A 26,529-nucleotide genomic window follows, 5' to 3' on the forward strand; every position below is an offset into this window, starting at 1 on the left:
TCAGCGGGTGTCGACCAGCCGGGCGAAGACCACCACATTGCCGTCGTAGCCGCCGGCCTTGGAGTAGCCGCCGCCGCAGGTGATGACCCGCAGCTCCGCGTGGCCGGTGTCGCCGTAGACCCGGGCGCCGGGGAAGTCGTTCTTGGCGAAGACCTCCACCCCGTACACCTCGAAGATCCCGACCCGGCCGTCGTAGCGGGAGACCTCGACGCGGTGGCCCTTCTGGAGCGAGCCGAGGCCGTAGAAGACCGCGGGCCCCGACATGTTGTCGACATGGCCGACGACCACGGCGGTGCCCTTCTGACCGGGGGCGATGCCGTTCTGGTACCAGCCGGCGAGGTTGGGGTCCTCGGCGGGCGGGGCGTCGATCCACCCGTTGGCGTCCAGATTGACGTCGATGACCGGGGCGTCCACGTCGATGGAGCCGATCTTCACGCGCGAGGCCGGGGCGTACGGCAGCGGCTGCACCGGCTCGCCCTCCACCGGCGGTCCCGCCGTGTCCTTGCCCAGGTCCAGCGAGGCGGCCGCGGCGGGCTGCGGCGGGCCCGCCTCCCCGAACTCCGTGCCGTTGCGCATGAGGGCGAGGCCGCTGAGCAGCACCAGGGCGATCGCACCCCATGGCACACGTCTGGTCCGCTCGGCGCCAGCGTAGTCCCGGCCCATGGTTCTCCCTTCGTCGCGACGCTGTGAACGCTAAGGGCGCCGGGTCCGGGCGGCGATCAGAGAGGGGCGAACGGGTGGCGGCCGGGGCGGGGGTCCACCGGATGACTGCCCATCGGAGTAATGAGCAGATAAAAGTTCTGACGGTCTGTGACCTGCGGATCCGTCAGGTTCGAGGGTTTTCGTACGGCGTGTCGCGTCACCGGGGTGGAGCAGTGCCGAAGTGCGAGTCGTCGGTCGGCTGGTGAGTGTTCGTCATGGGAGACGTTCTCGTCGATCCAGCCCGGGGGACAAGCCCCCGGGGGCGTTTCCCGCTGGAGGTTCACACGATGCGTGCTTCACGCGCTCTCGCGGTCACCGCGACCGCTTTCGCGGCCGTCGGGCTCGCGGCCCCCATGGCCGCGGCCACCAACGGCCCGGTCAACGTCGCCGTCAACCCTCAGTCCGTCCACCAGGGCGGCACGGTGAAGATCACCGCGCAGGGCTGCGGCCACGGCGGCAAGGTCTGGTCGAACGCGTTCCCGACGACCACCCTCTCCGCGGGTGACGGCACCAACTACGCCCATGCCCGGGTCCGGGACAACACCACGCCGGGGCAGTACCACCTCTCGGTGAAGTGCAACGACAACGACCGGATCGCGACGCACAAGTTCACCGTGCTCGCCGGCAACGGCGCGCAGGGCGGGCTCGGCGGCACGATGGGCCCGAGCTCCGTGGAGATGCAGGTCGGCGGCGGTCTGGTGGCCGCTGCGGCCGTCGGCGGCGCGGTCTTCCTCGTCCGGCGCCGGCGGACGAGCCATGCGGCGTTCTAAGGCGTCGAACCTCCCGCCCGGCCCGATACGCCCGTCGCCCCGAGTCCTGGATCAGGACCCGGGGCGACTGTCGTGCGCCGCATGCTCGCGGTCAGTGGCGGCGGTCGGCGGAGCGGCGACGCGCGAAGTAGAGGGCGCCCGAGGCCGCCCCGACCACCAGGGCCGCACCGGCGGCGACCTCCACCGTGTCGGTGGTGCCGGAGCTTCCGCCCAGGCCACCGCGTACGCCGCCCGGCACGAGGGCCGTCGAGCTGGCGGTCGGGACCGTGGTGGGGGTCGGCGTGGGGGTGGGGGTGCTCGTGGCGCCGCCGGTGATGGTCAGGTTGACGTTCCGGGAGGTGCCCGTGGAGCCGCAGGCGAACGTCACCGCGTAGACGGCGCCCCGGCGGGCGTCCGTGTCGACGGTGGCGGTGGCCGTCGTGCTGCCGCTCGGGATGGTGACGGTGTCGAAGATGCCCGAGCTGACGGTCGTCTCGCCCGTGCAGCCACCGGCGCCGAGGGTGACCCGGCCGCCCGGTGCGATGACCGACGGGCTGATCGTCGGATTGAACGTGCTGGAGGCCCCGTCCGGCGCGGCGAAGGCGGCGGACGGGGCCAGCAGCGTCAGAGCACTGGCGCCGAGCAGGGCGAGCGGTGCGACACGTATCGCGCGCATGGTGGATCCTCCGGGTTCCCCGAGGGGCAGCTGCGGAACCAATTTCCACATAGCAGGAAAAATGCACCTCGATGCCCGACACGCTAGGAGGGGTCCCCCCGGCCCGCGATCGGGGTCCGGCGAATGGGTCAGCGGTGTCCCCCGGCCGGCGCACAGCGCGCCTCACCGGCCGGGGGAGCGGGCGGTCAGCGGACGGCCCCCGGGAACATGTCGAGGAACGGTTCGGCGGTGGCCGAGATACCCCGGCCGAAGGGCGCGTCGAAGTCCCAGATCAGGAAGAGCAGAAAGGCGATCAGCGCGCTGAACAGGCCCGCCAGGAGCAGTTCGCGGAAGGTTCTGCGGATCTGGAGGGTGAAGATCAGCCCCACGGTCACCAGCGCCCCGATGATCAGCCCGAACCAGACCACCCCGGGCATCGTCGCCCCGGCGTTCTGCCCCCGTGAACTGCGCGCGTCGTCGGCCGCCGCCACCTGGTCGACCAACGGCTGGTACGCCTGTCCCTCGTGGTCGGTCTTCGGTTCGTAGTCGGTGACGTCCGCCCGCACCCTGTCCAGCAACTGCGTACCGCGCTCGGTCAGCGTGTTCCGCTCCGACATCACCTTCCACTCGTCGTGGACGACATGGCTGACATAGGCGTCGACGTCCGCCCGGATACGGTCGCGGACCTCGGCCGGGTAGACGGAGGCCCGCGCCTGCACCTCGTGCAGCGCCTGCGCCTCGATGCGTACGGACTCCTGGGCGGCGCTGCGGCCCTCCCAGACCCCGGCGATGGCGAGCCCCAGGACGATCGCGTAGACCACGCCGATCATCATCGTCATGTACTCGATGACGTCGGGCGTCTCGGACGGGTCGTCGTCATCCCCGACGCGCCGGTTGTTCAGGACGGCGATGGTGAGGACGACCGCGCAGGCGGACGCCATGGCAATGCTCAGTACGAGCCATTCGGACATGCATCTCTCCTGGTCAGCGGGTTGACCGCGGCCGCAGTACGGCGACGGCGAACACCGCCGGGGCGGTGATGAGCAGCGTCAGCGACACCAGTGACGGCCCGCTCCTCGGCTGTTTGCGGGTCGGTTTGCGGTACGTCGGCAGGGCGACGGCCCGGGGTTGCGGAGACTCGGTCCGCGCCGGGGGCTTCGGCGAGGGTGAGGGCTTCGGTGGCGGTGCGGGCGCCGGAGGTGGCGGGGGTGGCGGTGGTGGCGGAGGCGGTGGTTCCGCGACCACCGGTGGAGGCGGTGGAGGCGGGGGCGGTGGCGGTGGAGGCGGCGGGGGAGGTGGTGGTGGAGGAGGCGGCGGCGGGGGCGGTGGCTTCGGTGGGGGTGGTGGCGGAGGTGGCTCCGGCTCGGAGACCGCGACGCAGCCCCCGTCGCCCGCCACGGCGACCGAGGAGCCGCCGTCGCCCTGCCCGATCGAGGCCACCGCGCAGTTGTCGGCGGTCGCGGGCAGCGGTACGGCTGTCAGCCAGAGGAGTGCGGCGACCGTCGTGAGCCGCGCGATGCGTGATCCGTACACGATCGGGAGCATGATCCACACCGCCGCGGTACACGCGGTTCCGCCGGGTGATTCGCCTGATCGTGGGGATAATCGGCCATTCGTGTTTGCGCCCGTGTTCGCCTCCGTGTTCGCCCCGCGATCTTCGACCGCCGAAATTCTTCTCGGTCCTCCTTTGAACGCGACCCTGCCGACGCCCCGTACCTAGGGCCATGAACGGCGCGGTCCCGCGCCGTCATCGGAAGCGATACGACGAAGCACCACGGGAGTCGACATGAACACCTGGCGCAACGCCTCGCTCGCGGTCACCGCCGCGGCTCTGTTGACGCTCACGACGGCGTGCGGTCAGGAGCAGGGAGACGCATCGCCCAACGGCCAGGCGGTGGGCAACGCGGCCCCGGCCCAGCAGCCCGCCGACAGCGGTTACGGATCGGCCGGCGGGGGCTACGGCTCCGGGGCCGACACGGAGGCGGCGGAACCGAAGGAAGCCGGTCAACTCGCCGTCCAGGACAGCAAGAAGCTCGGAAAGGTCCTCACCGACAGCGAGGGCTTCACGCTCTACCGCTTCGACAAGGACACCGCCAACCCGCCGAAGTCGGCCTGCGAGGGCGAATGCGCCAAGGTCTGGCCGGTGGTCGCCGCGGGCAACGCCACCGCCGCGGCCGGCACCGACGCCGACCTGCTCGGGGAGGTCAGCCGCGCCGACGGCACCAGCCAACTCACCGTCGACGGCTGGCCGATGTACCGGTACGCGAAGGACACCGCCCCGGGCCAGGTCAACGGACAGGGCGTCGGCGGCACCTGGTTCGCCGCGGCCCCCGACGGCAAGAAGGCGGCGAAGAACGCCGACAGCGCGGGCGCGGCCGAACCGGCCGATCCCGCCGGTCTTTCGGTCCGCAAGGACCCGGAACTCGGCGACATCGTGGTGGACGGCCGAGGTATGACGGTTTACCGCTTCACCAAGGACTCCGCCTGGCCGATGAAGACCGCGTGCACGGGCGACTGCCTCAAGAAGTGGCCGGTAGTGGCCCCCATGGCCAAAAATGCGGTGGACGGTGTGACGACGAAGGGATTCGTCACCTTCGACCGCCCCGACGGCATCAAGCAGCAGACCATCGACTGCTGGCCCATCTACACCTTCGCGGGTGACGCCAAGCCCGGCGACACGAACGGACAGGGCGTCGGCGGCACCTGGTATGCCGTTTCTCCCGATTCCAAACTCGTCGGCGCTCCCAAGTAATCACGGGCCCGCCGAACAAACACCCAGGAGCCCCAAGTAGCCCCGAATCACCGGGAAACGGTGACCGGAGTGCCGGTCCGTCGCTGTCCGCATACGCGCAGCGACGGATCGGCCGTTGTTGCCACCGGAGTGTGACCAATAACGGATCGCTAATTTCCGTTTCCACTCGCTCTCTTGGCGGTCGATCAGTAGCCTCTGGTCAACACTGACCATGAACATGGCCGGATCGCCGTGGCGACTTGTTGGAGACATCGATGGAGCGTCCCGCCTGGGCACCGCAGGGCATTGACATTTCGGTGCCGAGCGTGTCTCGCATGTACGACTTCTATCTGGGCGGATCGCACAATTTCGAGGTGGACCGGGAAGCCGCGCGCAAGGCCATGGAGTTCCTCCCGGGCCTTCCCAAGATCATGCAGGCCAATCGCGCCTTTATGCGCCGCGCCGTCCGCTACGCCGTCGCATCGGGCATCGACCAGTTCCTGGACATCGGCTCCGGCATCCCGACCTTCGGCAACGTCCACGAGGTCGCCCAGGCCGCCGACCCCGCGGCCAAGGTGGCGTACGTCGACCACGACCCGGTCGCCGTCGCCCACAGCCAGGCCGTGCTGGAGGGCAACGACCGCGCGGTGATCGCCGCCGCCGACCTGCGCAACCCCAAGGAGATCCTGGCGAACCCGCAGATCACCGGACTGCTCGACCTGGACCGCCCGGTGGCCCTGCTGCTCGTCGCGGTGCTCCACTTCATCGAGGACGCCGACGACCCGCGCGCCGCGGTCGCCGAACTGCGCGAGGCGCTGGCCCCCGGCAGCCTGATCGTCCTGACCCACGCCTCGTACGAGGGCATCCCGCTGCCCAAGGAGGAGGCGGCCGGCACGGTCGGCGTCTACAAGAACATCCGCAACCCGCTGATCATGCGCTCGCACGAGGAGATCGGTCAGTTCTTCGAGGGCTACGAGATGGTCGAGCCGGGGCTCGTGTCGATGCCCGCCTGGCGGCCCGACAACCCGCAGGCGCCCGAGCAGGAAGACCCGTACGCCTTCTCGGGCTTCGCAGGGGTTGGGCGCAAGGCGTGAGCATTCCCGCCCAGGCGTCCGGGGAGCCGGACGCGGAACCAGACGGCCCGGAAGGCCGGCTCCGGAGGTTCGCCAGGATCTGGAGCCGGGCCATCTTCCCCCTGACCGCCACCTCCCTCACCCGGCCGGAGTTCGAGGAGCATCTGCTGCCCCTGGCACGGGAGCTGAACGGCATCCTGCACGCCCGCCCCTTCGACGCCTCGCCCGCCCAGCGGATCGGCGCGGCCCTGATCGACGCGCACTGCACCGACCCGGACGCCCTCAGCTCCACGCTCGGCGTCGTCGACTCCTACCTCGTGCTGTACTGCGGCGGCAACGGACCGGGACCGCTCTCCACCGAGGACGGCCGGGCCCGCTGTGCCCGGATCCAGCACACGCTGGCCGCCGGCTTCTCGGCGGCCCTGCGCGAGCGCACGCTCGCCGAGCAGGAGGCCATCGCCCGCTCGGCGCTGACCGCCCGCTCGCACGCCGAAGAGGCCCTCCACGCCACCGAGGCACGCTTCCGCGCGGTCTTCAAGGACGCGGCCATCGGCATCGGCATCGCCGACCTGGACGGCAACATCCTGGAGATCAACGACACCCTCACCAAGATGTTCGGCGGTCTTGAGCACCACGTCCGCAGCCACAAGGTGAACGAGTGGGTCCACCCCGAGGACTCGCCGCAGGTGTGGAAGTACTACGACGAGCTGGTACGCGGCGAACGCGACCACTACCGGGTCGAGAAGGCGTACTACCGCAACGACGGCACCGTCCTGTGGACCAACCTCACGGTCTCGCTGCTGCGGGACTCCGAAGGGCGCCCCGAGTACCAGCTCGCGCTGATGGAGGACACCACCGAGCGGCGGCTGCTGAATCTGCGGCTGCGCTACGAGGCCACCCACGACGCGCTCACCGGACTGCCCAACCGGACCCTGTTCTTCGAACGTCTGGAGAAGGCACTCGCCGCTCAGGAAGGCATCCGCTTCGGCCTCTGCTACCTGGACCTCGACGGTTTCAAGGCCATCAACGACAGCCTCGGCCACGCGGCCGGCGACCGGCTCCTGGTCGAGATCGCGGACCGGCTGCAGAGCTGCGCGCCCGCGCCCGGCGAGATGGTCGCCCGGCTCGGCGGCGACGAGTTCGTCGCCCTCACCACCGGACCGGACACCGCCGACCAGGTGGACGAACTGGCCGGCCGCATCCTGAACGCGCTCGCCGCCCCCATCCGCCTCGACGGCCGTGAACTGACCGTCCGCGGTTCGATCGGCGTCGTCGAGGGGCCCTCCGGGGAGCGCAGCGCCGCCGAGGTGCTGCGCAGCGCGGACATCACGATGTACCGGGCCAAGGCGGCGGGCGGCAATCGCTTCCAGCTCGCCGACGCGGAGGCCGACGCGCGTGCCATCACCCGGCACGGGCTGACCACCGCGCTCCCGGCGGCCCTGGACCGGGGCGAGTTCTTCATCGAGTACCAGCCGCTGGTGCACCTGGGCGACGGCACCGTGCACGGCGCCGAGGCGCTCGTACGGTGGTGCCATCCGCAGCACGGCGTGCTCGGCCCCGACCGGTTCATCCCGCTCGCCGAGCACACCGGGCTCATCGTGCCGCTCGGGCGCTGGGTGCTGGAGGAGTCCGTACGGCAGGCGAACTTCTGGCAGGAGCGGCACAGCGACGGAGGTCCGCTGCGGATCAACGTCAACCTCTCGCCGACCCAGCTGCACCATCCGCGCCTGGTCGCCGAGACGGTCGATGTGCTGGAACGGTCCGGTCTGGAGCCGGGAGCGCTCTGCCTGGAGGTGACCGAGTCCGCGCTGATCGGGGCCGACGACGATCTCCTCAAGCCGCTGCGGCAGCTCGCGGAGATGGGCGTCGACATCGCGCTCGACGACTTCGGCACCGGCTACTCGAACCTGGCGAACCTGCGGCGACTCCCGGTGAGCGTGCTCAAGCTGGACCGTTCCTTCACCCGGGGCATGCAGCAGCACCCGGCAGACCCGGTCGATCTGAAGATCGTCGAGGGCATCGTGTCGCTGGCCCACAGTCTGGAGCTGGCCGTCACGGTGGAGGGCGTGGAGACGGGCGCCCAGGCCGAGCAGCTGCGCCGGCTCGGCTGCGACACCGCTCAGGGCTGGTACTACGCCCGCCCCGGGGCCCCGGACCGCATCCACTCGCTGCTGCTGGCGGACGCGGTCTGACCTTCGCCGTCGCCGGGCGGGGACAGGCCGCCCGGCAGACCGCGTACAGCGGACCGCCCGCACGGTAGGCCGTCCGCCGGACCGTGCGCCCGGCAGACCGCGTACGTACCCGGCCCCCGTCGCCCGGTCAGCCGGTGTCCGGGCCGTGCTCCAGCAGCATCCGCTGGAGTTCCCGCGCGGCCCGGGGCGGGGCCACATCGCTGCGGTGCGCCAGCGCGATCGTGCGCCGCAGCCCGGCTCCGGCCAGCGGAGTCCTGCGCAGATCGGGGCCCGCGCGCCGGGCCGCCATGCTCGGCACGACGGCGATGCCGAGCCCCGCCCGTACGAAACCGAGCACCGCGTCCATCTCGCCGCCCTCGACGGTGAACGAGGGCTCGAAGCCCTCCGCGCGGCAGGCGGCGAGCGTCAGCTCCCGCAGGTTGTACCCGTGCCGGAACATCACCAGCGGCGCCCCCTCCAGATCCGCGATCCGGACCCGGCCGCCCCGCCCCGGCGCCGGCTCCGCCGCCGAGGACACCACCACCAGGTCCTCGTGCAGCAGCTCCACCGTGGTCAGCGCGGGGGAGGCGGCCGGCAGCGGCAGCACCACCAGCGCCAGGTCCAGCGTTCCGCGCGCCAGCTGACGCACGAGGTCGTGCGAGCCGCCCTCCTCCAGCAGCAGCCGCACCCCCGGATGCCGGTCGTGGAAGGCCCGCAGCACATCCGGCAGCAGCCCGGTGCACAGGCTCGGCGTCGCCCCCAGCCGCACCCGGCCGCTGCGCAGCGAGACCAGCTCCTGGACCTCCTGCCGCGCCGTCTCCGCGTCCGCGAGGATCCGGCGGGCCAGCGGCAGCAGCGCCTCGCCCGCGTCGGTGAGGGCGATGTTGCCCCGGGCCCGGCTGAACAGATCCGCGCCCAACTCCGTCTCCAGCGCCCGGATCTGCTGGGAGAGCGAGGGCTGCGAGACATGCACCGCCTCGGCGGCCCGGGTGAAGTGCCGGGCCTCGGCGACGGCCACGAAGTAGGTGAGCTGCTGGAAGTGCATGGGCCCGACGATAGCCTCTGCCGATAGCCAGTGCCTATGGAGATCAGCCGGTCCATGTCTTGGACTGATCGGACCCTTCGCCCCTACCGTCAGGTTCATGGCATTGGCAACGCGGACGGACCGACGGCCGTCGATGACGCGTACGCTCTGGGACTCGACCGTCGGCAAGAAAACGATCATGGCCGTGAGCGGTCTGATCATGCTCGGGTATCTCGTCGCCCACATGGTGGGGAACCTGAAGATCTTCTTCGGGCCCGGTGAGTTCGACGGCTACGCCCACTGGCTGCGCACCATGGGCGAACCGATCCTGCACTACGAGTGGGCGCTCTGGATCGTCCGGGTGGGGCTGGTCGCCGCCGTCGTGCTGCACGGCGTCTCCGCGTACCAGCTGAGCCGCCGCGACATCAAGGCGCGCCCGGCCAAGTACGTCCACAAGAGGCCCCGGGCCAGCTACGCCACCCGGACCATGCGCTGGGGCGGGATCATCCTCGCGCTCTTCATCGTCTGGCACATCCTCGACCTGACGACCGGCACCGTTCACACCGGCTTCGAGGCCGGACACCCGTACCAGAACGTCATCGACACCTTCTCGACCTGGTACGGCAACGTCATCTACATCGTCGCCGTGCTCGCCATGGGCCTGCACGTCCAGCACGGCTTCTGGAGCGCCGCGCAGACCCTGGGCGTCGGCAACGCGACCCGCGACCGCATCCTGAAGACCCTCGCCAACCTCCTCGCGGCAGTGCTGACCCTGGGCTTCATCTCCGTACCCGTCGCCGTCATGACCGGAGTGGTGAGCTGACATGCCCGACTACACGCAGTACCGCACGGGCGAGCCCGCCGTCGACACCAAGGCCCCCGAGGGTCCCGTCGCCGAACGCTGGGACACCCGCCGCTTCCAAGCGAAACTCGTGAACCCCGCCAACCGGCGCAAACACACCGTCATCGTCGTCGGCACCGGGCTGGCCGGCGGCGCGGCCGGCGCCACCCTCGCCGAACAGGGCTACCACGTCGTCCAGTTCTGCTTCCAGGACTCGCCCCGGCGCGCCCACTCGGTGGCCGCCCAGGGCGGTATCAACGCGGCGAAGAACTACCGCAACGACGGCGACTCCATCCACCGGCTGTTCTACGACACCGTCAAGGGCGGTGACTTCCGCGCCCGGGAGTCCAACGTCCACCGGCTGGCGCAGATCTCGGTGGAGATCATCGACCAGTGCGTCGCCCAGGGCGTGCCCTTCGCCCGCGAGTACGGCGGCCTCCTCGACAACCGCTCCTTCGGCGGTGTCCAGGTCTCGCGCACGTTCTACGCGCGCGGCCAGACCGGTCAGCAGCTCCTCCTCGGCGCCTACCAGGCGCTGTCCCGGCAGATCGCCACCGGCGGCGTCGAACTCCACGCCCGTACCGAGATGCTGGACCTGATCGTGGTGGACGGAAAGGCGCGCGGCATCGTCGCCCGCGACCTGGTCACCGGGAAGATCGACACCTACTTCGCCGACGCGGTCGTCCTGGCCACCGGCGGCTACGGCAACGTCTTCTATCTGTCGACCAACGCCATGAACTCCAACGCCACCGCGATCTGGCGGGCCCACCGGCGGGGCGCGTACTTCGCCAACCCCTGCTTCACCCAGATCCACCCCACCTGCATCCCGCGCACCGGCGACCATCAGTCCAAGCTCACCCTGATGAGCGAGTCGCTGCGCAACGACGGCCGCATCTGGGTGCCCAAGGCCGAGGGCGACACCCGCCCGGCCAACCAGATCCCCGAGGACGAGCGCGACTACTACCTGGAGCGCATCTACCCCGCCTTCGGCAACCTGGTGCCCCGCGACATCGCCTCCCGCGCCGCGAAGAACGTGTGTGACGAGGGGCGCGGCGTCGGCCCCGGCGGGCAGGGCGTCTACCTGGACTTCGCCGAAGCCATCCAGCGCATGGGCCGCAAGGCCGTCGAGGCCAAATACGGCAACCTCTTCGACATGTACCAGCGGATCACCGACGAGGACCCCTACACGGTCCCGATGCGGATCTACCCCGCCGTGCACTACACGATGGGCGGCCTCTGGGTCGACTACGACCTCTCCACCACCATTCCCGGCCTCTTCGCCATCGGCGAGGCCAACTTCTCCGACCACGGGGCCAACCGGCTCGGGGCCTCCGCCCTGATGCAGGGCCTCGCCGACGGCTACTTCGTCCTGCCCTCCACCATCAACGACTACCTCGCCCGCAATCCGCACACCGAGGACGTCGACGCCGAACACCCCGCCGTCGCCGAGGTGGTGGCGGAGACCGAGGACCGGCTGAACCTGCTGCTCTCCGTCGACGGCGACCGCACCCCCGACTCCTTCCACCGCGAGATCGGTGAACTCATGTGGGAGTACTGCGGGATGGCCCGCACCGAGGACGGCCTGCGCAAGGCGCTGGCGAAAATCCCCGAGATCCGCGAGGAGTTCTGGCGCCGCATCAAGGTCCCCGGCACCGGAGAACAGTTCAACCAGTCGCTGGAGAAGGCGAACCGCATCGTCGACTACCTGGAGCTCGCCGAGCTCATGTGCCTCGACGCCCTGCACCGCGCCGAGTCCTGCGGCGGCCACTTCCGCGAGGAGTCCCAGACCCCGGACGGCGAGGCCGAACGGCGCGACGAGGAGTTCTCCTACGCCGCCGCCTGGGAGTTCACCGTCACCGGCGGCGCCCCCGTCCTGCACAAGGAAGACCTCGTCTTCGAGTACGTCCACCCCACCCAGCGGAGCTACGCATGAAGCTCACCCTGCGCGTCTGGCGTCAGCGCAACGCCGAAGAGCCCGGCGCCATGGCCACCTACGAAGTCGACAACATCTCCGCCGACATGTCGTTCCTGGAGATGCTCGACACCCTCAACGAGGAACTCACCCTCGCCGGGGACGAGCCCGTCGCCTTCGACCACGACTGCCGCGAGGGTATCTGCGGCGCGTGCAGCCTCGTCATCAACGGCGACGCCCACGGCCCGGAGCGCACCACCACCTGCCAGCTCCACATGCGGTCCTTCGCCGACGGCGACACGATCGACATCGAGCCCTGGCGGGCCGCCGCCTTCCCGGTCATCAAGGACCTGGTCGTGGACCGCTCCTCGTTCGACCGGATCATCCAGTCCGGCGGTTACATCTCCGCCCCCACCGGCACCGCCCCGGACGCCCACGCCACCCCGGTGCCCAAGCCGGACGCCGACTTCGCCTTCGAGCACGCCGAGTGCATCGGCTGCGGAGCCTGCGTCGCCGCCTGCCCCAACGGCTCGGCGATGCTGTTCACCTCGGCGAAGGTCAACCACCTCAACGTCCTGCCGCAGGGCGCCCCCGAACGCGAGACCCGCGTCCTGGACATGGTGGCCCAGATGGACGACGAGGGCTTCGGCGGCTGCACCCTGACCGGCGAGTGCGCCACGGCCTGCCCCAAGGGCATCCCGCTGCCCTCGATCGCCGCGATGAACAAGGAGTGGCTGCGGGCGACCCGTAAAGTCCGCCGCTGACCGACGAGTTGATCCCGTACGGCTCCGAACTCCCGCGAGCCGTACGGGATCAGCGGCGTGCCACTCCGCGTGCGATCAGCTCCGCAGAGCCTCGGCCAGATACGGCGCCGTGCGGCTCGCGGCGGCACGCGCCACCTCCGCCGGAGTGCCGGTCGCCACGATCCGCCCGCCCCGGTCCCCGCCCTCGGGCCCCAGGTCGATGACATGGTCCGCGCCCGCCACCACGGCCATGTCGTGCTCCACGACCACCACGGTGCTCCCGCCGTCGACCAGTGCGTGCAACTGCCGCATCAGCACCTCCACATCGGCCGGATGCAGCCCCGTCGTCGGCTCGTCCAGCAGATACAGCGTGTGCCCGCGCCGGGTGCGCTGGAGCTCGGCCGCCAGCTTGATGCGCTGCGCCTCGCCGCCGGACAGCTCCGTGGCGGGCTGGCCGAGCCGCAGATAGCCGAGCCCGACGTCCAGCAACGTGGTCAGCGCTCGCTCGGCGGCCGGCGTCCCGGCAAAGAAGGAGGCCGCCGACTCCACGGTCAGATCCAGGACCTGAGCGATCGTCAGTCCGTCGAGGGTGACCTCCAGGGTCTCCGGGTTGTAGCGCGCGCCGTGACAGTCCGGGCAGGGCGCGTAGGTGCTCGGAAGGAACAGCAGCTCCACCGAGACGAAGCCCTCGCCCTGGCAGGTCTCGCACCGCCCGCCGCTCACATTGAACGAGAACCGCCCCGCGCCGTAGCCGCGCTCCCGCGCCTTCTCCGTCTGCGCGAAGAGCTTGCGTACCGCGTCGAACAGGCCGGTGTACGTGGCCAGATTGGACCGGGGCGTCCGGCCGATGGGCTTCTGGTCGACCTGGACGAGCCGGTCCACCGCCTCCAGGCCGGTGGCCTCCGCGCAGTACCGCTCGGCCGCTCCGGGCTCCTCGCCCGCCTGCCGGTCCGCCAGCACTCCGGCGAGCACCTGGCCGACCAGGGTCGACTTGCCCGAGCCGGACACCCCGGTCACCGCCGTGAACACCCCGAGCGGGAACGCCGCGTCGACGCCCCGCACATTGTGCCGCTCCACGCCGCTGAGCCGGAGCCACCCGGACGGCGTACGCGCCCGGCGCACCGGCCCGGCGTCCCGGCCGTCCTCCGGGAACAGGAAGCGGCGCGTCGCCGACTCCGGGACCTGGGCGAGCCCCTCCGGCGGCCCGCTGTGCAGCACCCGCCCGCCGTGCTCCCCGGCCAGCGGGCCCACGTCCACCAGCCAGTCCGCCCGCCGCACCACGTCCATCTGGTGCTCCACCACGAAGACCGAGTTCCCGGCCTCCTTCAGCCGCCCCAGCACCCCGAGCAGCGCCTCGGTGTCCGCCGGGTGCAGCCCGGCCGACGGCTCGTCCAGGACATAGACGACGCCGAACAGCCCCGACCGCAACTGCGTGGCCAGCCGCAGCCGTTGCAGCTCACCGGAGGACAGGGTCGGGGCCGTCCGGTCCAGGCTCAGATAGCCGAGCCCCAGCTCCGTCACCGTCCCGATCCGCGCCAGCAGATCACCCGTCAGCACCCGGGCCGTCTCCTCACCACCCGCCGCCCCCGCGCCGGACAGCACCTCGGCCAGCGCGGACAGCGGCAGCCCGGCCAGCTCCGCGATGGTCCGCCCGGCGAAGGTCACCGCCATCGCCTCGGGCCGCAGTCGGCTCCCATCGCACACCGGACACGGGGCACTGGTCAGGAAGCGCTCCGCCTTCGCCCGCAGGGACCGGCTCTTGGTGTCGGCGAAGGTGTGCAGCACATAGCGCCGCGCGCTCATATACGTACCCTGGTAAGGGCGTTGGATCCGGCCCGCGTCCCGTACCGGATGCACCGTCACCACCGGCTGCTCGTCGGTGAACAGGATCCACGCGCGGTCCTTCGGATCCAGCTCGCGCCACGGCCGGTCGACGTCGTACCCCAGCGCGTCCAGCACATCGCGGAGGTTCTTGCCCTGCCAGGCCCCCGGCCACGCGGCGATCGCCCCGTCCCGGATCGACAACGACGGGTCCGGGACCAGCAGCTCCTCGTCCGTCCGGTGGATCCGCCCCAACCCGTGGCACTCCGGGCACGCGCCGACGGCGGTGTTGGGCGAGAAGGAGTCGGAGTCCAGCCGCTCGGCCCCCGGCGGATAGTCCCCGGCCCGGGAGAAGAGCATCCGCAGCGAGTTGGAGAGCGTGGTGACCGTCCCGACGGACGACCGGGCCCCCGGCGCGGAGCGCCGCTGCTCCAGCGAGACGGCCGGCGGCAGCCCGGTGATCTCCCCGACGGCCGGTGCGCCCACCTGATGGATCAGCCGCCGCGCGTACGGGGCGACGGACTCGAAGTAGCGCCGCTGGGCCTCGGCGTAGAGGGTCCCGAAGGCGAGCGAGGACTTCCCCGACCCCGACACGCCCGTGAAGACGGTCAGCGTGTCGCGCGGGATGTCGACCTGTACGTCCTTGAGGTTGTGCTCGCGGGCGCCACGCACACGGACGTACGGATCGTGGGGGGAGGGCATGGGGCTCGGCTCCGTACGGGTGGGGTTCTGACGTCTCGGGACAAACAGTTCGATTCTAGGCGTCGGAGCCGACGGCGGCCGCCCGGGACCGGGCGGCGTGCCTCACCCGGTGCGGGCGATCCGGGCGAGCCGCCGCAGCGAGTCCACCAGTGCCTCACGGTCGTAGGTGCTGGTGGTGACGAGCACCTCGTCCGCCCCGGTCTCCGCGATCGCCTTCTCCAACTGCTCAGCCACCTGGTCCTCGGTGCCGTGGACATGGCCGTCGAGCCCCTGCTCGTACAGCTTCCGCTCCTTGGCCGTCATGGTGAGGGCCTCGACGCGTTCGGCCGGGGCCAGCGGCGGAAAGTCGCCGTGCGTACGGGAGTACGCCATGGCCCACGCCTCCGGTACGAGCAGCCGACGGGCCGCCTCCTCGGTGCCGGCGACGGCCACCGTGCCCGCGACGATCACCTCGGGGTGCTCGGCGCGGGCGGAGGGGCGGAAGTCGCGGCGGTAGACCTCGATGGCGCGCAGCACCTTCTCCCGGCCGCGCAGATCGCCGATGACGAGCGGGAGCCCGGCGGCCGCGGCGACGGCCGCGCCTTCCCCGATGGCCAGGACGTACGCGGGGATGTGCAGGCCCTCCGCCGGATAGGCGTGGACCCGGGGGTGGGCCTGCTGAGTGCCGTCGATCCAGCCGAGCAGCTCGGTGAGCCGTCCGGGGAAGTCCTCGGCGTCCTCCTTGCCGTGGCCGAGCGCCCGGCGTACGCCGTCGGTGAACCCCACGGAGCGGCCGAGCCCCATGTCGATCCGGCCGGGGAAGAGCGAGGCGAGCACCCCGAACTGCTCGGCGACGACCAGCGGCCGGTGGTTGGGCAGCATCACCCCGCCGGTGCCGACCCGGATGGTGGAGGTCGCGGCGGCGACGGCGGCCGCCAGCACCGTCGGCGCGGAGCCCGCGACCCCGGGCACACCGTGGTGCTCGGAGACCCAGAAACGGTGGAAACCGAGTGCCTCCGCCTCCCGGGCCAGGTCGACGGTGTCGCGCAGCGCCCGGGGCGCGTCGTGGCCCTCACGGGTGCGGGAGCGGTCCAGGACGGAGAAGCGGGTCGAGGCGATCACAGAGCTCACGCTCTGTTCAACGCGCTCGGTCCGCAGGGATTCCCGAGGTGCTTCGAACTGCTTCCTAAGCTGGGGGAGTGAACGACGACGCACGGCCGCTGGCCGTTTTCGACCTGGACGGCACCCTTGCCGACACCGCCCACCGGCAGCACTTCCTGGAGGGCGCCCAGCGCGACTGGGCCGGATTCTTCGCCGCGGCCCCGGCCGACCCGCCGCTCCCGGAGGGCGTACGGATGGTCCTCGCGAGCGCCGAGGAGTGCGACATCGTCTATCTGACCGGCCGGCCCGAGCGGTGCCGTCGGGACACCGTGCGCTGGCTGAGCCGTCAGGGGCTGCCCGAGGGCACGCTGTTCATGCGGCGCAACGACGACCGGCGCCCCGCACGCCGGACGAAGCTGGACATCCTCCGGCGGCTGGGGCGGACGGGGCAGGTGCGCATGCTCGTGGACGACGACGCGTTGGTCTGCGATGCCGCCGAAGTGGCCGGATTTACCGTGGTGCGGGCTCGCTGGGCCGACTCGTCGGAGGCGCTGAAGGACGCGCAGGAACGCGAGGGGCGTACCTGATCAGGCCGATCGGAGTGATCAGGCGTTTTCGTCGAGCCTGAAGCCCACCTTCAGGCCGACCTGATAGTGCGCGATTCGGCCATCTTCGATATGGCCACGAACTTGATTAATCTCGAACCAATCGAGATTGTGCAACGTTTCCGCCGCTCTTGCGACGCCGTTCCGGATCGCCGCGTCGATGCCCTCCTCGGAGGTTCCTACGATCTCGGTGACCCGATAGGTGTGGTTCGCCATTGTTTGTCTCCTCTCCTGTGACCACGTTGCCCCAATCCGTGATGTCCCGCGAGGGGGCGGAGGGGGCGCATCGGGACGGGCGCCCGCCTTGACCTACTGATTGGTCCATACCAAAATTCAGCCAACCACCCGTGCGAGCGCCGCCCGCAATCCCCCCACACCGGGTCCCGATTTCGTTGTGCCGTTTCGCAGAAGGTGACCACGTGAAGAACCGCATACTGGCCGGAGCCATCGCGCTTGTCTCAACCGTCGCCCTCGGCGGATGCGGTTATATATCGGGCTCGGGCAGCGGTGACCGCACGGTGACGATCTGGCTGATGAAGGACAGCGTCTCGCCCGGTTTCCTGGACAAGTTCACCCGCTCGTACGAGGAGGAGAACCCCTCGATCGAGCTGGACTTCAAGATCCAGGAGTGGAGCGGTATCGGCCCCAAGGTCATCTCCGCGCTGGAGGGCGACGACGCCCCGGACGTGATCGAGGTCGGGAACACGCAGGTCGCGCAGTACGCGGAGAGCGGCGGCCTGCGCGATCTGACCCTGGAGTCGATGCGCGACCTGGGCAGCGAGGACTGGCTGCCCGGTCTGGCCCAGCCCGGCAGCATCAACGGCGTGCAGTACGGCATCCCCTGGTACGCGGCCAACCGCGTGGTGATCTACAACAAGGAGATCTTCGAGAAGGCGGGCATCGACTCCGTCCCGAAGACGCGCGCCGAGTGGATCGCCGACTCCGAGAAGCTCAACAGCGCGGGGAACCAGGGCATTTATCTGGCCGGTCAGAACTGGTACGTGCTCGCCGGATTCATCTGGGACGAGGGCGGCGAGCTCGCCGACGAGAACGGCGGCGACTGGCAGGGCGCCCTGGACACCCCGGAGGCCCTGGCGGGCATGGAGTTCTACCAGAAACTCCAGGCGCTCGGCGACGGCCCGACGGACGCCGACGAGGAGAAGCCCCCGCAGACCGACGTATTCGCCAAGGGCGACGTCGCGCAGATCATCTCGGTACCGGGCAGCGCCGCGCTCATCGAGCAGAAGAATCCCGAACTCAAGGGAAAACTCGGCTACTTCCCCATTCCCGGTAAGACCGCGAAAGCCCCCGGCTCGGTATTCACCGGCGGCTCCGACCTCATCGTCCCGAAGAACGCCGACGAGCGCAGCGCCGGCATCGCCGTCGTCAAGGCGCTGGCGAGCGAGAAATGGCAGACGGAGCTCGCCCGGGGCATGAGCTACGTGCCCAACAAGCCGAGCCTCGCCCATGTCATCGAGGGCGACGAGGGCACCGCGGCGATGGCGGAAGGCGCCACCCGGGGCCGCGCCACCCCCAACTCGTCCCAGTGGGCCAGGGTCGAGGCGGAGAACCCGATCAAGCCTTACATGACGGCCGTGCTGGAGGGCGGCGACCCGGCCCGTGAGGCGAAGGCCGCCTCCGAGCGGATCACCGCCATGCTCACCGGCAGCGGCTGACCCCGCCGGACGGCGAGCCCGCGACGCGACGGCCCCGTCCGCCCCGCGTCCCGGGGCCGGGCGGCCCTGGGGATTCAGCCGTCGCACATCCCCGCTCCCCACAGCGGTCACGTCGAATCCAGCCGGCGACGGAAGAAGTAAGGGGCCGGGCCGTCGCACTCCCGCGACGCCCCGGCAGCGACCCTGCCGCTTCCGTCCCCGGAGACCGCCATGACCGTGCTGCCCGTCGCCCCGCTCCCCACCTCCGCCCCCGCCGCATCCGTTCCGGCCCCCGTCACCCCCGCCCGCTCCACGGCCCCCGGCCCGGCCGCCGCCCCGGAGCCGGCCTACCGGGTCTCGCTCGCGACCTGCCAGGAAGACATACGCGCGGCCCAGCGCCTGCGCCACCTGGTGTTCGCCGGGGAGCTCGGAGCCCGCCTGGAAGGGCCCGAACCCGGCCTGGACAGCGACGCGTTCGACGCGTACTGCGATCACCTGCTGGTCCGCGAGACCGCCACCGGGGAGGTCGTCGCCACCTACCGGCTGCTGCCGCCGGACCGGGCCCGGGCCGCCGGACGCCTCTACGCGGAGAGCGAGTTCGACCTCACCCGGCTCGCCCCGATCCGCGACGACCTCGTCGAGGTCGGCCGCTCCTGCGTCCACCCCGCCCACCGCGACGGCGCGGTCATCGCCCTGGTCTGGGCCGGACTCGCCCGCTACATGGAGCGCACCGGCCACACCTGGATCGCGGGCTGCTGCTCCCTCCCGCTGGCGGACGGCGGCGCCCAGGCCGCCCGCAGCTGGAACACCGTACGCGCGGGACACCTCGCGCCCCAGGAGTACTGGGTCACCCCGCACCGCCTCTGGGACTCCTCCGCGCACGGCCCGGAAGCCGGCTCCCGGGCGGACCTCCCGCCCCTGCTGCGCGGCTACCTCCGGCTCGGCGCCCAGATCTGCGGAGCCCCCGCGTACGACCCCGACTTCAACGTCGCCGACCTGTACGTCCTGCTCTCGCTGCGCCGCACGGACCCGCGCTACCTGCGCCACTTCCTCTCCCTGGCCCCACTGGCATGAGCACCTGGCTGCCCGTCGCCCCGTGCACCCCGGACGGCTGCGCCCGGCACGCCGGAGCCGTACGCGCCCCGCTGCCCGCCGCGCTCCTGCTGCTGGCCGGCTGCACCCTGGTCCTGCTGGGGGTGGCCTGCGTGCCGCTGGTCCGGCTGCTCGGGGCCGCCCGCCGGGAACGGCTGGTACGGCGCTGGGCGCGCGCGGTTCCCCGGGCCTTCGGCGTACGCGTCACGGTCCGGCGGCACGCGCCGGAACCCGCCGGCGGCGGCGAGCTGGTCGTCGCCAACCACATCTCCTGGCTCGACATCCCGCTGATCGCCTCCGTGCTGCCCGGCCGGATGCTCGCCAAGCGCGAGATCCGGCACTGGCCGCTGCTCGGCCCGCTCGCCGCGCTCGGCGGCACCCTGTTCATCGACCGCGACCGGCTGCGCGCCCTGCCCGCCGCCGTACGGACCGTCACGGCGGCCCTGCGCTCCGGCTCCCGGGTCGTGGTCTTCCCCGAGGGCAGCACCTGGTGCGGGCGGGGCGGCGGCGCGTTCCGGCCCGCCGTGTTCCAGGCGGCGATCGACGCCGGCGCGACGGTCCGGCCGGTCCGCATCGCCTACCGCACCGTCCATCCCGCCGCCGGAGCGCCGGAGCCGGCCACCGACACGTCGGGGCGGGCCGCCGGAGCCGTGGCGTTCGTCGGGGACGATCCGCTCGCCGCCTCGCTCTGGCGCGTGGTGCGCGCGGCCGGGCTCACCGCCCGGGTCGACGTCCTCGCGCCGGTCCCCGTACACGGCGAGGACGGCCGCCGCGCCCTGGCGCGCAGGGCACGAGCGGCCGTCCTCGGACCCGCGGATCCGCTCCGGCCCCGTCAGACCGCCGTGGCCAGCGACAGGGCGAACCGCCCCGCCGAGTCCGTCCACCACTGAGCCAGCCGCATACCGGCGGCGGCCAGCTCCTCGCGGACGTCCTCCTGACGGAACTTCGCCGACACCTCCGTACGCAGCTCCTCACCGGCCTCGAACGGCACCACGAGGTCCAGCTCCCGGATCTTGACGCTCAGTGCCCGACGGGCCCGCAGCCGCATCTCGATCCACCGTTCCGCCGGATTCCACACCGCGCGGTGCTCGAACTCGGCGAGCGGGAAATCGGCCCCCAGCTCACGGTTGACCACGTTCAGGACGTTCTTGTTGAAGGCCGCCGTCACCCCGGCCGCGTCGTCGTACGCGGCCACCAGCGTCTCCTCCTCCTTCACCAGATCCGTGCCCAGCAACAGCGCGTCCCCGGGCGAGAGCAGCGAGCGCACCGACCGCAGGAACGCCGCCCGCTCCTCCGGCAGCAGATTGCCGATCGTGCCGCCCAGGAACACCACGAGCCGCGGCCCCGGCGTCCCCGGCAGCGCCAGTCCGCCGGTGAAGTCGGCGATCAGCGCGTGGACCGAGAGCTCGGGGCGCTCGGCGAGCAGCGACTCGGCCGCCCCGGTCAGCGCGCTCTCGCTCACGTCCACCGGGACGTAACTGTGCAACTCCGGCAGGGCGTCCAGCAGATGGCGGGTCTTCTCGGACGACCCCGAGCCCAGCTCGATCACGGTCCGGGCCCCCGAAGCCGCCGCGATCTCCTCGGCACGCGCCTCCAGGATCTCCCGCTCCGCGCGGGTCGGGTAGTACTCCGGCAGCCGGGTGATCTCCTCGAACAGCTCGCTGCCGCGGGCGTCGTAGAACCACTTCGGCGGCAGCGTCTTGGGGTGCCGGGTCAGGCCGTTGAGGACGTCGGCGCGCAGCGCCGCGTCCGTCGCGTCGACCGGCAGGGTGCGGGTCAGCAGGAAGGGACTCACGCGGTGGGCTCCTTGAGCGGGGTGAGCAGGACGTCCGAGGCGGTCGCGACCAGCAGGGTGCGGTCGGGGACCTCGCGCCAGAGCGGGTCGTCGTCGTAGGGCTCCGAGGCGACCGCGGTGCGGCGGCCCGGAGTGGTGAGGTACCAGAGGGTGTCGCCCCAGGCGGTCGCCGTGATCGTCTCCCCGTCGGTGAGGAGCAGATTCAGCCGGGAGCCGGGCGCGGCGGCCGCGACCTCGCGGACGGTCTCCGCGACGGCGCGCGGCACATCGTCCCCGGCCTCGGTCCGGTGCCGGATCAGCGCCCAGACGAGCGCCGAGTCGTTACGGGCGGCCAGCGACAGGAGGTTTTCGGCGGGCAGGGCGGCGGCGAGCGGGCCGAGCGATCCGGGCCAGCCCTTCACCGCCCCGTTGTGGCTGAACAGCAGCCGCCCGGCGGCGTACGGCGCGGCCGCGGCCTCCCCGTCCGCACCCGCCTCGGTGGCGTCCCGTACGGCGGCCAGCAGCGCGGTGCTGCGGACCACCCGGGCCAGATCGGCGAAGGTCTCGTCGCCCCAGACGGGGCCCCGGCGGCGGTAGCGGCCGGGCAGCGGGTCGCCGTCCGCGTACCAACCGACGCCGAAACCGTCCGCGTTGACCGTGCCGTAGCGCTGACGACGCGGCTCCCAGGACTGCCGCACCAAGGAGTGCGAGGGCCGCAGCAGAAGCTCGCCGAGCGCCACCGGCTCGCCCACATAGGCGATATGACGACACATCAGGCATCCCTCGCCGTGCGGAAGCCGGAGAAGATCTGCCGCCGCACCGGAAGGTCCCAGTTGCGGAACGTGCCCCGGCAGGCGACCTGGTCCACGGCGAACGAGCCGCCGCGCAGCACCTTGTGCCCGGGCCCGAAGAAGACCTCCGAGTACTCGCGGTAGGGAAACGCCACGAACCCCGGATAGGGCAGGAAGTCGCTGGCGGTCCACTCCCACACATCGCCGATCAACTGCCCCGCCCCGGAAGGCGAACGCCCCTGCGGATACGCTCCGGCCCGCGCCGGGCGCAGATGACGCTGGCCCAGATTGGCCCGCTCCGGCGTCGGATCCCCGTCGCCCCACGGGTAGCGCCGGGAGCGGCCGGAGACCGGATCGTGCCGGGCGGCCTTCTCCCACTCGCTCTCCGTGGGCAGCCGCCGCCCCGCCCAGCGGGCGTACGCGTCCGCCTCGTACCAGCTGACGTGGAGCACCGGCTCGTCGTCCGGCACCGGCTCGGTCACCCCGAACCGCCGGCGAAGCCACTGCCCCGCGTCCCGCCGCCAGAACAGCGGTGCCTCCAGATCGTGTTCCCGGACCATGGCCCAGCCCTCGGGCGCCCACCAGCGGGCGTCCCCGTACCCACCGTCCTCGATGAAGCGGCGGTACGCGCCACAGGTGACCGGCGAGGTGTCCAGGTGGAACGCCGCCACCTCGCGCCGGTGCGCGGGCCGCTCGTTGTCCAGGGCCCACGGCTCGGCGGAGGTCCCCATGGTGAACGGGCCCCCGGGGATCAGGACTTCGTCCGGAAGCGTCCCGGCGTCGCCGGGCGCGGGCGGGGCGGGAGCGGCGAGCGCGGCCGGGCCGGACCGCAGCTGATGGGTGATCAGCATCGTCTCGTCGTGCTGCTGTTCGTGCTGGGCGATCATGCCGAAGGCGAACCCGGCCCGCTCCAGCGGGCGTCCGCCCTCGTGCAGCGGCGCGTTCTCCAGCAGGTCCAGCGCCCGCCCCCGTACGTCGGAGGCGTACGTCCGGGCCTCGGCGGGAGCCAGCAGCGGCAGGGTGGGGCGCGAGGCGCGCGAGTGCTCGAAGGCGTTGTACAGCCCGTCGATCTCCGGCCGCAGCGCCTCCCGGCCGCCGACCGCGCGCAGCAGCCACTGCTCCTCCTGGTTGCCGATGTGTGCCAGGTCCCAGACCAGCGGCGACATCAACGGGGAGTGCTGGGCGGTCAGTTCACCGTCGTCGACACTGTCGGTGAGCAGCGCGGTGCGGTCGCGCGCGGCCAGCAGCGCGTCGAGTGCACGTCGCCGCAGGGCCTCGGGGTCGATGCCGGGCGTGACGGGGAATCCGGTGGCGGCGGGGCCGGAGGCCTGCGCCGGATCGAAAGCGTCGGAAAGCTCGCGGCGCTCGATGTCTTCACGGTGCTCGGTCATGCGGAGGCCGCCTTTCCGGGATGCGGCGGGAAGCTCGGCCGGCCGGGAAGCAGGCCCTCGTGGGCGCCGGCGGTCCGCTCGGGCGGACCGGCCGCCGCGCCGGGGGTGGCCGCCGGGCTCGCGCCGACCGGTACGTCGGGGGTGGCCCCCGGGTCCGTACCGGTCAGCAGGGACCGGTCGGTCAGCAGACCGAGATCGGTGAGGGCGTCCGGATCGGGCAGGTCGTCGGCCGGACATCGGCCTCGGGCGACATAGCGGTCGGTGAAGGCGGCCACGGTGTCGCGCACCGTCTGGCTCGCGCCCATCCGCTCCAGCGCCGGAAGGGCCGCCCCGAAGCAGACGGTGGCCGCGGCCCGCAGCTCCGGATCGGCGAGGCCCTCACGGGCGGCCGCCGTCCACAGCGGATTGCGCGGGGCGGCCGGTGCGCCCGCCGTCTCGGCCAGCGGCTTCACGGTGCGGTACACGGTCTCGGCGGCCTCCGGGTCGTCGAACAGGGCCGTGGCGACGGCGAGCGGCACCAGCCACCCGTCGGGCCCGCTCTGCGCGTCGATCATGCGCAGCTCCAGATGGCCACGCGGGCGGATCGGCGGGAACAGGGTGGTGAGGTGGTAGTCGAGATCCGCCTGCACCGGAGGACGGGGCGACCCGGTGCGGATCCACTCGCGGAAGGTGAGCCCCTCCGGCACGTCCCAGGGCCCGTCCTCGCACCGGATGCACAGCACGGACGTGTCCAGCACATGCGCGGCCCAGGCCTCGCGCGGGGCGCGCCCGGAGCCGGGCGCGAGGGTCCGGCCCGGGTCGAGGTCGGCCCACAGCGACTGCCGGGTGGAGCGCCAGCCGGTCCGGCGGCCCCGCTGGAACGGCGAGTTCGCGAACGCCGCCACCAGCACCGCGCCCAGCAGATGCGCGAGCTGCCAGCGCCGTCCGTAGCCGAGCGGCCCCGGCTCCTCCTCGCCCGCGTCCAGGCACACCTGGACCGACGCGGAGGTGCACATCATCGCCCGCCCCGCCGGCCCCGCGCGGTCCAGCGCGGCCTCCATCGCGTCGTAACGGGGCTCCCGCAGCCGGCGGCGCGGCGACTGCCACGGGTCGACGCCGAGCCCGACCGGCGCCAGCCCGGCCGCGCCCAGCGAGGCACGGACCGCCGCCAGATCGGCCGCGGTCGTCTCGACGCACTCCGTCAACGAGCCGGCCGGCTGGGAACTGAGCTCCAGCTGACCGCCCGGCTCGAACGTCAGCGCGGCGCTCAGCGGCAGCGCGCGGACCGCCTCGACGGCGCTGTCGAGGCGCTCCTGGCCGACCGGAAGGTGCGGATGTTCCCGGTCCTGGATGAGCCATTCGAGTTCCACCCCGACCGTTCGGGGAGGACCCGTCTTGAAACATATGCCGCGCAGTAAATCCTCTGCCCCGCTCTCGTCGAGGGGGGCGGCGTCCGGGCGCGAGCCGGTCGCGCCGGGAATGTCCAAGCCCATGAGGGCCTCCTTCGCAGCTGCGTACCTACCAGCCAAACCCGTACCCGGAGATCGCACAAGGGTGCCCCCGGGCCAAGAAAATCCGGTTGCGCCCAGGCCGCGTTCCCCGTCAGCATGCCCCGTATGCACCACACGGGGGAGCGCCGGTGAGCGCGCGGCTGCGCGGTATCGCGCGCGATACGGAAGCGGTCGTCGAGGCCGGGCGATATCGCAACGCGGCAGGTCAGGACGTGTCCATCGAACGGGCCGTGACCGCCGCGCTGTCCGGCACCAGGCTCTACGGACCGGACCCGGTGCCCGTCGCCGCGCTCGACACCGACCGCACGCCGCACTTCGAGGTCACCGGCGAGAGCAGCCTCGCCGCGGCCCGCCGGATGACCGGCGAGGCACCCGGCCGGGTCGCCGTCCTCAGCTACGCCTCGGCCCGCAACCCCGGCGGCGGCTACCTCAACGGGGCGCAGGCCCAGGAGGAGGCGCTGTGCCGTGGATCGGCCCTCCACGCGACCCTTCTGCGCGCCCCGGAGTACTACGCGCACCACCGCGCCGAACGCAGCGCCTTCTACACCGACCGGGTGATCCACTCGCCCGGCGTGCCGGTCTTCCGCGACGACCGGGGCCGCTTCCTGGACGCCCCGTACACCGCGGGGTTCCTCACCTCGCCCGCGCCCAACGCCGGGGTGATCCAGCGGCAGACCCCCGAGGAGGCCCACTGCATCCCGGCCGCCCTGGCCTCCCGGGCCGAACGGGTGCTGGAGGTCGCGGCCGTACGCGGCTACCGCAGGCTCGTCCTCGGGGCGTGGGGCTGCGGGGTCTTCCGGAACGACCCGGCACAGGTGGCGGAGGCGTTCCGGGCGCTGCTCGGCGCGGGCGGCCGGTTCGGCGGCCACTTCGAGCAGATCGTGTTCGGCATCCTGGACCGCGACCCCGAATCCGCCGTCCGGGCCGCCTTCGCCCGGACCTTCAGTTGACCTGACCTGACCTGACCTGACCTGACCCGACCCGTCCTGACCCGACCCGACCTGATGCCGGCCGCCCCGATCGCAGCGGGTCCGCTCAGCTCCAGCCGTACCGCTCGCGCAGCCGCCCGGTGACCAGGTCGAAACGCTCCCGGTCCAGGGCGCACGCCTCCCGGCGCATCCCGTCCTCGTGGACCCGCAGCACCCGGTCCAGATCGACCCAGGACGGCCGCCCCGAGCTGTCCCACGGGCCCGCGCCCAGCGCCACCCACTCGTGGTCCCGGTCGTGCTGCTTGCTGGAGAGCTGGACGGCGAGCAGCGTGCCCGCCTCCTCACGGGCCACGACGAGCACCGGCCGGTCCTTCCCCCGCCCGTCGTTCTCCTCGAAGGGCACCCAGGTCCAGACGATCTCGCCGGGGTCGGGATCACCGTCGCGATCGGGGGCGTACGAGGTGCGCACGGACCCCACATCATCGGGATCGGCCTGCACGGTGGCGGTCGGCCCGCTGCTGCCGGGCACGTCAAAGGGGTTGTCGGATCGGTACGCGCTGTCGTGGAACGTCATCGCAACACCGTAGAACCTCCGCCG

General features: G+C 72.0%; 24 protein-coding genes. 12 read left to right on the forward strand and 12 right to left on the reverse strand.

Annotation, left to right across the window (positions count from 1 at the left end; genetic code table 11):
* Positions 1 to 663 carry a class F sortase gene (locus ACSMXR_RS33720; RefSeq protein ID WP_030088968.1) on the reverse strand — a complete coding sequence of 221 codons (663 nt, stop codon included), beginning with the start codon at positions 661 to 663 and terminating at the stop codon, positions 1 to 3.
* A gap of 326 nt (positions 664 to 989) precedes the next feature.
* On the opposite strand from ACSMXR_RS33720, the gene ACSMXR_RS33725 reads away from it, so the two are divergent.
* A complete protein-coding gene (locus ACSMXR_RS33725) occupies positions 990 to 1,472 on the forward strand; it encodes a hypothetical protein (protein ID WP_137228172.1) in 483 nt (160 codons plus the stop codon).
* A 91-nt stretch (positions 1,473 to 1,563) separates the two neighbouring features.
* Here the strand turns inward: ACSMXR_RS33725 and ACSMXR_RS33730 are convergent, their stop codons facing one another.
* Positions 1,564 to 2,127 carry a hypothetical protein gene (locus ACSMXR_RS33730; protein WP_473170631.1) on the reverse strand — a complete coding sequence of 188 codons (564 nt, stop codon included), beginning with the start codon at positions 2,125 to 2,127 and terminating at the stop codon, positions 1,564 to 1,566.
* 185 nt (positions 2,128 to 2,312) lie between these two features.
* Positions 2,313 to 3,077 carry a bestrophin-like domain gene (locus tag ACSMXR_RS33735; protein ID WP_030088965.1) on the reverse strand — a complete coding sequence of 255 codons (765 nt, stop codon included), beginning with the start codon at positions 3,075 to 3,077 and terminating at the stop codon, positions 2,313 to 2,315.
* 815 nt (positions 3,078 to 3,892) lie between these two features.
* Between ACSMXR_RS33735 and ACSMXR_RS33740 the strand changes: the two genes are divergently transcribed.
* From ACSMXR_RS33740 to ACSMXR_RS33750, 3 genes are all read left to right on the forward strand, one after another.
* Complete coding sequence (locus ACSMXR_RS33740; RefSeq protein ID WP_137228168.1) at positions 3,893 to 4,858, forward strand: SCO0930 family lipoprotein; 966 nt, start codon at positions 3,893 to 3,895, stop codon at positions 4,856 to 4,858.
* A gap of 254 nt (positions 4,859 to 5,112) precedes the next feature.
* Positions 5,113 to 5,931, forward strand: a complete 819-nt coding sequence (locus ACSMXR_RS33745) for an SAM-dependent methyltransferase (protein WP_137228165.1) — start codon at positions 5,113 to 5,115, stop codon at positions 5,929 to 5,931.
* Positions 5,928 to 8,102: a putative bifunctional diguanylate cyclase/phosphodiesterase gene (locus ACSMXR_RS33750; protein WP_137228163.1), complete on the forward strand. Its 2,175-nt coding sequence runs from the start codon at positions 5,928 to 5,930 to the stop codon at positions 8,100 to 8,102. Before ACSMXR_RS33745 ends, ACSMXR_RS33750 begins: the two co-directional genes overlap by 4 nt.
* Positions 8,103 to 8,229: 127 nt before the next feature.
* Here the strand turns inward: ACSMXR_RS33750 and ACSMXR_RS33755 are convergent, their stop codons facing one another.
* Complete coding sequence (locus ACSMXR_RS33755; RefSeq protein ID WP_337963717.1) at positions 8,230 to 9,126, reverse strand: LysR family transcriptional regulator; 897 nt, start codon at positions 9,124 to 9,126, stop codon at positions 8,230 to 8,232.
* A 97-nt stretch (positions 9,127 to 9,223) separates the two neighbouring features.
* Here ACSMXR_RS33755 and ACSMXR_RS33760 point away from each other — a divergent pair, with 97 nt between their 5' ends.
* The 3 genes from ACSMXR_RS33760 to ACSMXR_RS33770 are packed head-to-tail and all read left to right on the forward strand — an operon-like array spanning position 9,224 to position 12,622.
* On the forward strand, positions 9,224 to 9,928 hold the full coding sequence (locus ACSMXR_RS33760; RefSeq protein ID WP_137228159.1) for a succinate dehydrogenase: 705 nt from the start codon (positions 9,224 to 9,226) through the stop codon (positions 9,926 to 9,928).
* Between the two features lies 1 nt (position 9,929).
* Positions 9,930 to 11,879 (forward strand): fumarate reductase/succinate dehydrogenase flavoprotein subunit, encoded by a 1,950-nt coding sequence (locus ACSMXR_RS33765; RefSeq protein ID WP_364883598.1) that lies wholly within the window; start codon positions 9,930 to 9,932, stop codon positions 11,877 to 11,879.
* Complete coding sequence (locus ACSMXR_RS33770; protein ID WP_137228155.1) at positions 11,876 to 12,622, forward strand: succinate dehydrogenase/fumarate reductase iron-sulfur subunit; 747 nt, start codon at positions 11,876 to 11,878, stop codon at positions 12,620 to 12,622. Before ACSMXR_RS33765 ends, ACSMXR_RS33770 begins: the two co-directional genes overlap by 4 nt.
* A gap of 75 nt (positions 12,623 to 12,697) precedes the next feature.
* Here the strand turns inward: ACSMXR_RS33770 and uvrA are convergent, their stop codons facing one another.
* Both uvrA and ACSMXR_RS33780 read right to left on the reverse strand, forming a co-directional pair.
* Positions 12,698 to 15,124 (reverse strand): excinuclease ABC subunit UvrA, encoded by a 2,427-nt coding sequence (uvrA, locus tag ACSMXR_RS33775; protein ID WP_473170632.1) that lies wholly within the window; start codon positions 15,122 to 15,124, stop codon positions 12,698 to 12,700.
* Positions 15,125 to 15,226: 102 nt separating this feature from the next.
* Positions 15,227 to 16,225 carry an MsnO8 family LLM class oxidoreductase gene (locus ACSMXR_RS33780; RefSeq protein ID WP_473172479.1) on the reverse strand — a complete coding sequence of 333 codons (999 nt, stop codon included), beginning with the start codon at positions 16,223 to 16,225 and terminating at the stop codon, positions 15,227 to 15,229.
* Between the two features lie 77 nt (positions 16,226 to 16,302).
* Between ACSMXR_RS33780 and ACSMXR_RS33785 the strand changes: the two genes are divergently transcribed.
* Entirely contained in the window at positions 16,303 to 16,791 is a 489-nt protein-coding gene (locus ACSMXR_RS33785; protein WP_364883591.1) for a phosphatase domain-containing protein, read from the forward strand.
* An 18-nt stretch (positions 16,792 to 16,809) separates the two neighbouring features.
* On the opposite strand, the gene ACSMXR_RS33790 is transcribed toward ACSMXR_RS33785, so the two are convergent.
* Entirely contained in the window at positions 16,810 to 17,025 is a 216-nt protein-coding gene (locus ACSMXR_RS33790; RefSeq protein WP_137228147.1) for a dodecin, read from the reverse strand.
* 203 nt (positions 17,026 to 17,228) lie between these two features.
* On the opposite strand from ACSMXR_RS33790, the gene ACSMXR_RS33795 reads away from it, so the two are divergent.
* The 3 genes from ACSMXR_RS33795 (at position 17,229) to ACSMXR_RS33805 (ending at position 20,446) form a co-directional block, all read left to right on the forward strand.
* Positions 17,229 to 18,485 (forward strand): extracellular solute-binding protein, encoded by a 1,257-nt coding sequence (locus tag ACSMXR_RS33795; RefSeq protein WP_030081620.1) that lies wholly within the window; start codon positions 17,229 to 17,231, stop codon positions 18,483 to 18,485.
* A 210-nt stretch (positions 18,486 to 18,695) separates the two neighbouring features.
* A complete protein-coding gene (locus tag ACSMXR_RS33800; protein WP_473170633.1) occupies positions 18,696 to 19,538 on the forward strand; it encodes a GNAT family N-acetyltransferase in 843 nt (280 codons plus the stop codon).
* Positions 19,535 to 20,446, forward strand: a complete 912-nt coding sequence (locus ACSMXR_RS33805) for a lysophospholipid acyltransferase family protein (RefSeq protein WP_473170634.1) — start codon at positions 19,535 to 19,537, stop codon at positions 20,444 to 20,446. Before ACSMXR_RS33800 ends, ACSMXR_RS33805 begins: the two co-directional genes overlap by 4 nt.
* Here ACSMXR_RS33805 and egtD read toward each other — a convergent pair.
* Genes egtD through egtA form a run of 4 tightly spaced genes read right to left on the reverse strand, consistent with a single transcriptional unit; the run spans position 20,389 to position 24,984 of the window.
* Positions 20,389 to 21,351, reverse strand: a complete 963-nt coding sequence (gene egtD, locus ACSMXR_RS33810; RefSeq protein WP_218523818.1) for an L-histidine N(alpha)-methyltransferase — start codon at positions 21,349 to 21,351, stop codon at positions 20,389 to 20,391. The two genes, ACSMXR_RS33805 and egtD, sit on opposite strands and share 58 nt — an antisense overlap.
* Complete coding sequence (gene egtC, locus ACSMXR_RS33815; RefSeq protein ID WP_473170635.1) at positions 21,348 to 22,103, reverse strand: ergothioneine biosynthesis protein EgtC; 756 nt, start codon at positions 22,101 to 22,103, stop codon at positions 21,348 to 21,350. The genes egtD and egtC overlap by 4 nt, the downstream gene beginning before the upstream one ends.
* Positions 22,103 to 23,512, reverse strand: coding sequence for an ergothioneine biosynthesis protein EgtB (egtB, locus tag ACSMXR_RS33820; protein ID WP_473170636.1), 1,410 nt, complete (start codon positions 23,510 to 23,512; stop codon positions 22,103 to 22,105). The genes egtC and egtB overlap by 1 nt, the downstream gene beginning before the upstream one ends.
* Positions 23,509 to 24,984 carry an ergothioneine biosynthesis glutamate--cysteine ligase EgtA gene (gene egtA, locus ACSMXR_RS33825; protein WP_473170637.1) on the reverse strand — a complete coding sequence of 492 codons (1,476 nt, stop codon included), beginning with the start codon at positions 24,982 to 24,984 and terminating at the stop codon, positions 23,509 to 23,511. The genes egtB and egtA overlap by 4 nt, the downstream gene beginning before the upstream one ends.
* Positions 24,985 to 25,130: 146 nt before the next feature.
* Between egtA and ACSMXR_RS33830 the strand changes: the two genes are divergently transcribed.
* On the forward strand, positions 25,131 to 25,952 hold the full coding sequence (locus tag ACSMXR_RS33830; RefSeq protein ID WP_473170638.1) for a TIGR02452 family protein: 822 nt from the start codon (positions 25,131 to 25,133) through the stop codon (positions 25,950 to 25,952).
* A gap of 85 nt (positions 25,953 to 26,037) precedes the next feature.
* On the opposite strand, the gene ACSMXR_RS33835 is transcribed toward ACSMXR_RS33830, so the two are convergent.
* The gene (locus ACSMXR_RS33835; protein ID WP_030081633.1) at positions 26,038 to 26,505 is read right to left on the reverse strand and encodes a type II toxin-antitoxin system PemK/MazF family toxin; all 468 of its coding nucleotides are present in this window, start codon (positions 26,503 to 26,505) and stop codon (positions 26,038 to 26,040) included.
* Positions 26,506 to 26,529: the final 24 nt, after the last annotated feature.

The sequence above is a fragment of the Streptomyces sp. DSM 106670 genome (assembly GCF_055792845.1).

Excerpts from the sequence above, each read along its gene's own strand:
- ACSMXR_RS33800 (WP_473170633.1), top strand. The coding sequence starts at position 18,696 with ATGACCGTGCTGCCCGTCGCCCCGCTCCCCACCTCCGCCCCCGCCGCA.
- ACSMXR_RS33790 (WP_137228147.1), bottom strand. The coding sequence starts at position 17,025 with ATGGCGAACCACACCTATCGGGTCACCGAGATCGTAGGAACCTCCGAG.
- ACSMXR_RS33740 (WP_137228168.1), top strand. The coding sequence starts at position 3,893 with ATGAACACCTGGCGCAACGCCTCGCTCGCGGTCACCGCCGCGGCTCTG.
- ACSMXR_RS33765 (WP_364883598.1), top strand. The coding sequence starts at position 9,930 with ATGCCCGACTACACGCAGTACCGCACGGGCGAGCCCGCCGTCGACACC.
- ACSMXR_RS33835 (WP_030081633.1), bottom strand. The coding sequence starts at position 26,505 with ATGACGTTCCACGACAGCGCGTACCGATCCGACAACCCCTTTGACGTG.
- ACSMXR_RS33745 (WP_137228165.1), top strand. The coding sequence starts at position 5,113 with ATGGAGCGTCCCGCCTGGGCACCGCAGGGCATTGACATTTCGGTGCCG.
- egtC (WP_473170635.1), bottom strand. The coding sequence starts at position 22,103 with ATGTGTCGTCATATCGCCTATGTGGGCGAGCCGGTGGCGCTCGGCGAG.
- ACSMXR_RS33755 (WP_337963717.1), bottom strand. The coding sequence starts at position 9,126 with ATGCACTTCCAGCAGCTCACCTACTTCGTGGCCGTCGCCGAGGCCCGG.
- uvrA (WP_473170632.1), bottom strand. The coding sequence starts at position 15,124 with ATGCCCTCCCCCCACGATCCGTACGTCCGTGTGCGTGGCGCCCGCGAG.
- ACSMXR_RS33805 (WP_473170634.1), top strand. The coding sequence starts at position 19,535 with ATGAGCACCTGGCTGCCCGTCGCCCCGTGCACCCCGGACGGCTGCGCC.
- ACSMXR_RS33720 (WP_030088968.1), bottom strand. The coding sequence starts at position 663 with ATGGGCCGGGACTACGCTGGCGCCGAGCGGACCAGACGTGTGCCATGG.
- ACSMXR_RS33725 (WP_137228172.1), top strand. The coding sequence starts at position 990 with ATGCGTGCTTCACGCGCTCTCGCGGTCACCGCGACCGCTTTCGCGGCC.
- ACSMXR_RS33730 (WP_473170631.1), bottom strand. The coding sequence starts at position 2,127 with ATGCGCGCGATACGTGTCGCACCGCTCGCCCTGCTCGGCGCCAGTGCT.
- egtB (WP_473170636.1), bottom strand. The coding sequence starts at position 23,512 with ATGACCGAGCACCGTGAAGACATCGAGCGCCGCGAGCTTTCCGACGCT.
- ACSMXR_RS33735 (WP_030088965.1), bottom strand. The coding sequence starts at position 3,077 with ATGTCCGAATGGCTCGTACTGAGCATTGCCATGGCGTCCGCCTGCGCG.
- ACSMXR_RS33770 (WP_137228155.1), top strand. The coding sequence starts at position 11,876 with ATGAAGCTCACCCTGCGCGTCTGGCGTCAGCGCAACGCCGAAGAGCCC.
- ACSMXR_RS33760 (WP_137228159.1), top strand. The coding sequence starts at position 9,224 with ATGGCATTGGCAACGCGGACGGACCGACGGCCGTCGATGACGCGTACG.
- egtA (WP_473170637.1), bottom strand. The coding sequence starts at position 24,984 with ATGGGCTTGGACATTCCCGGCGCGACCGGCTCGCGCCCGGACGCCGCC.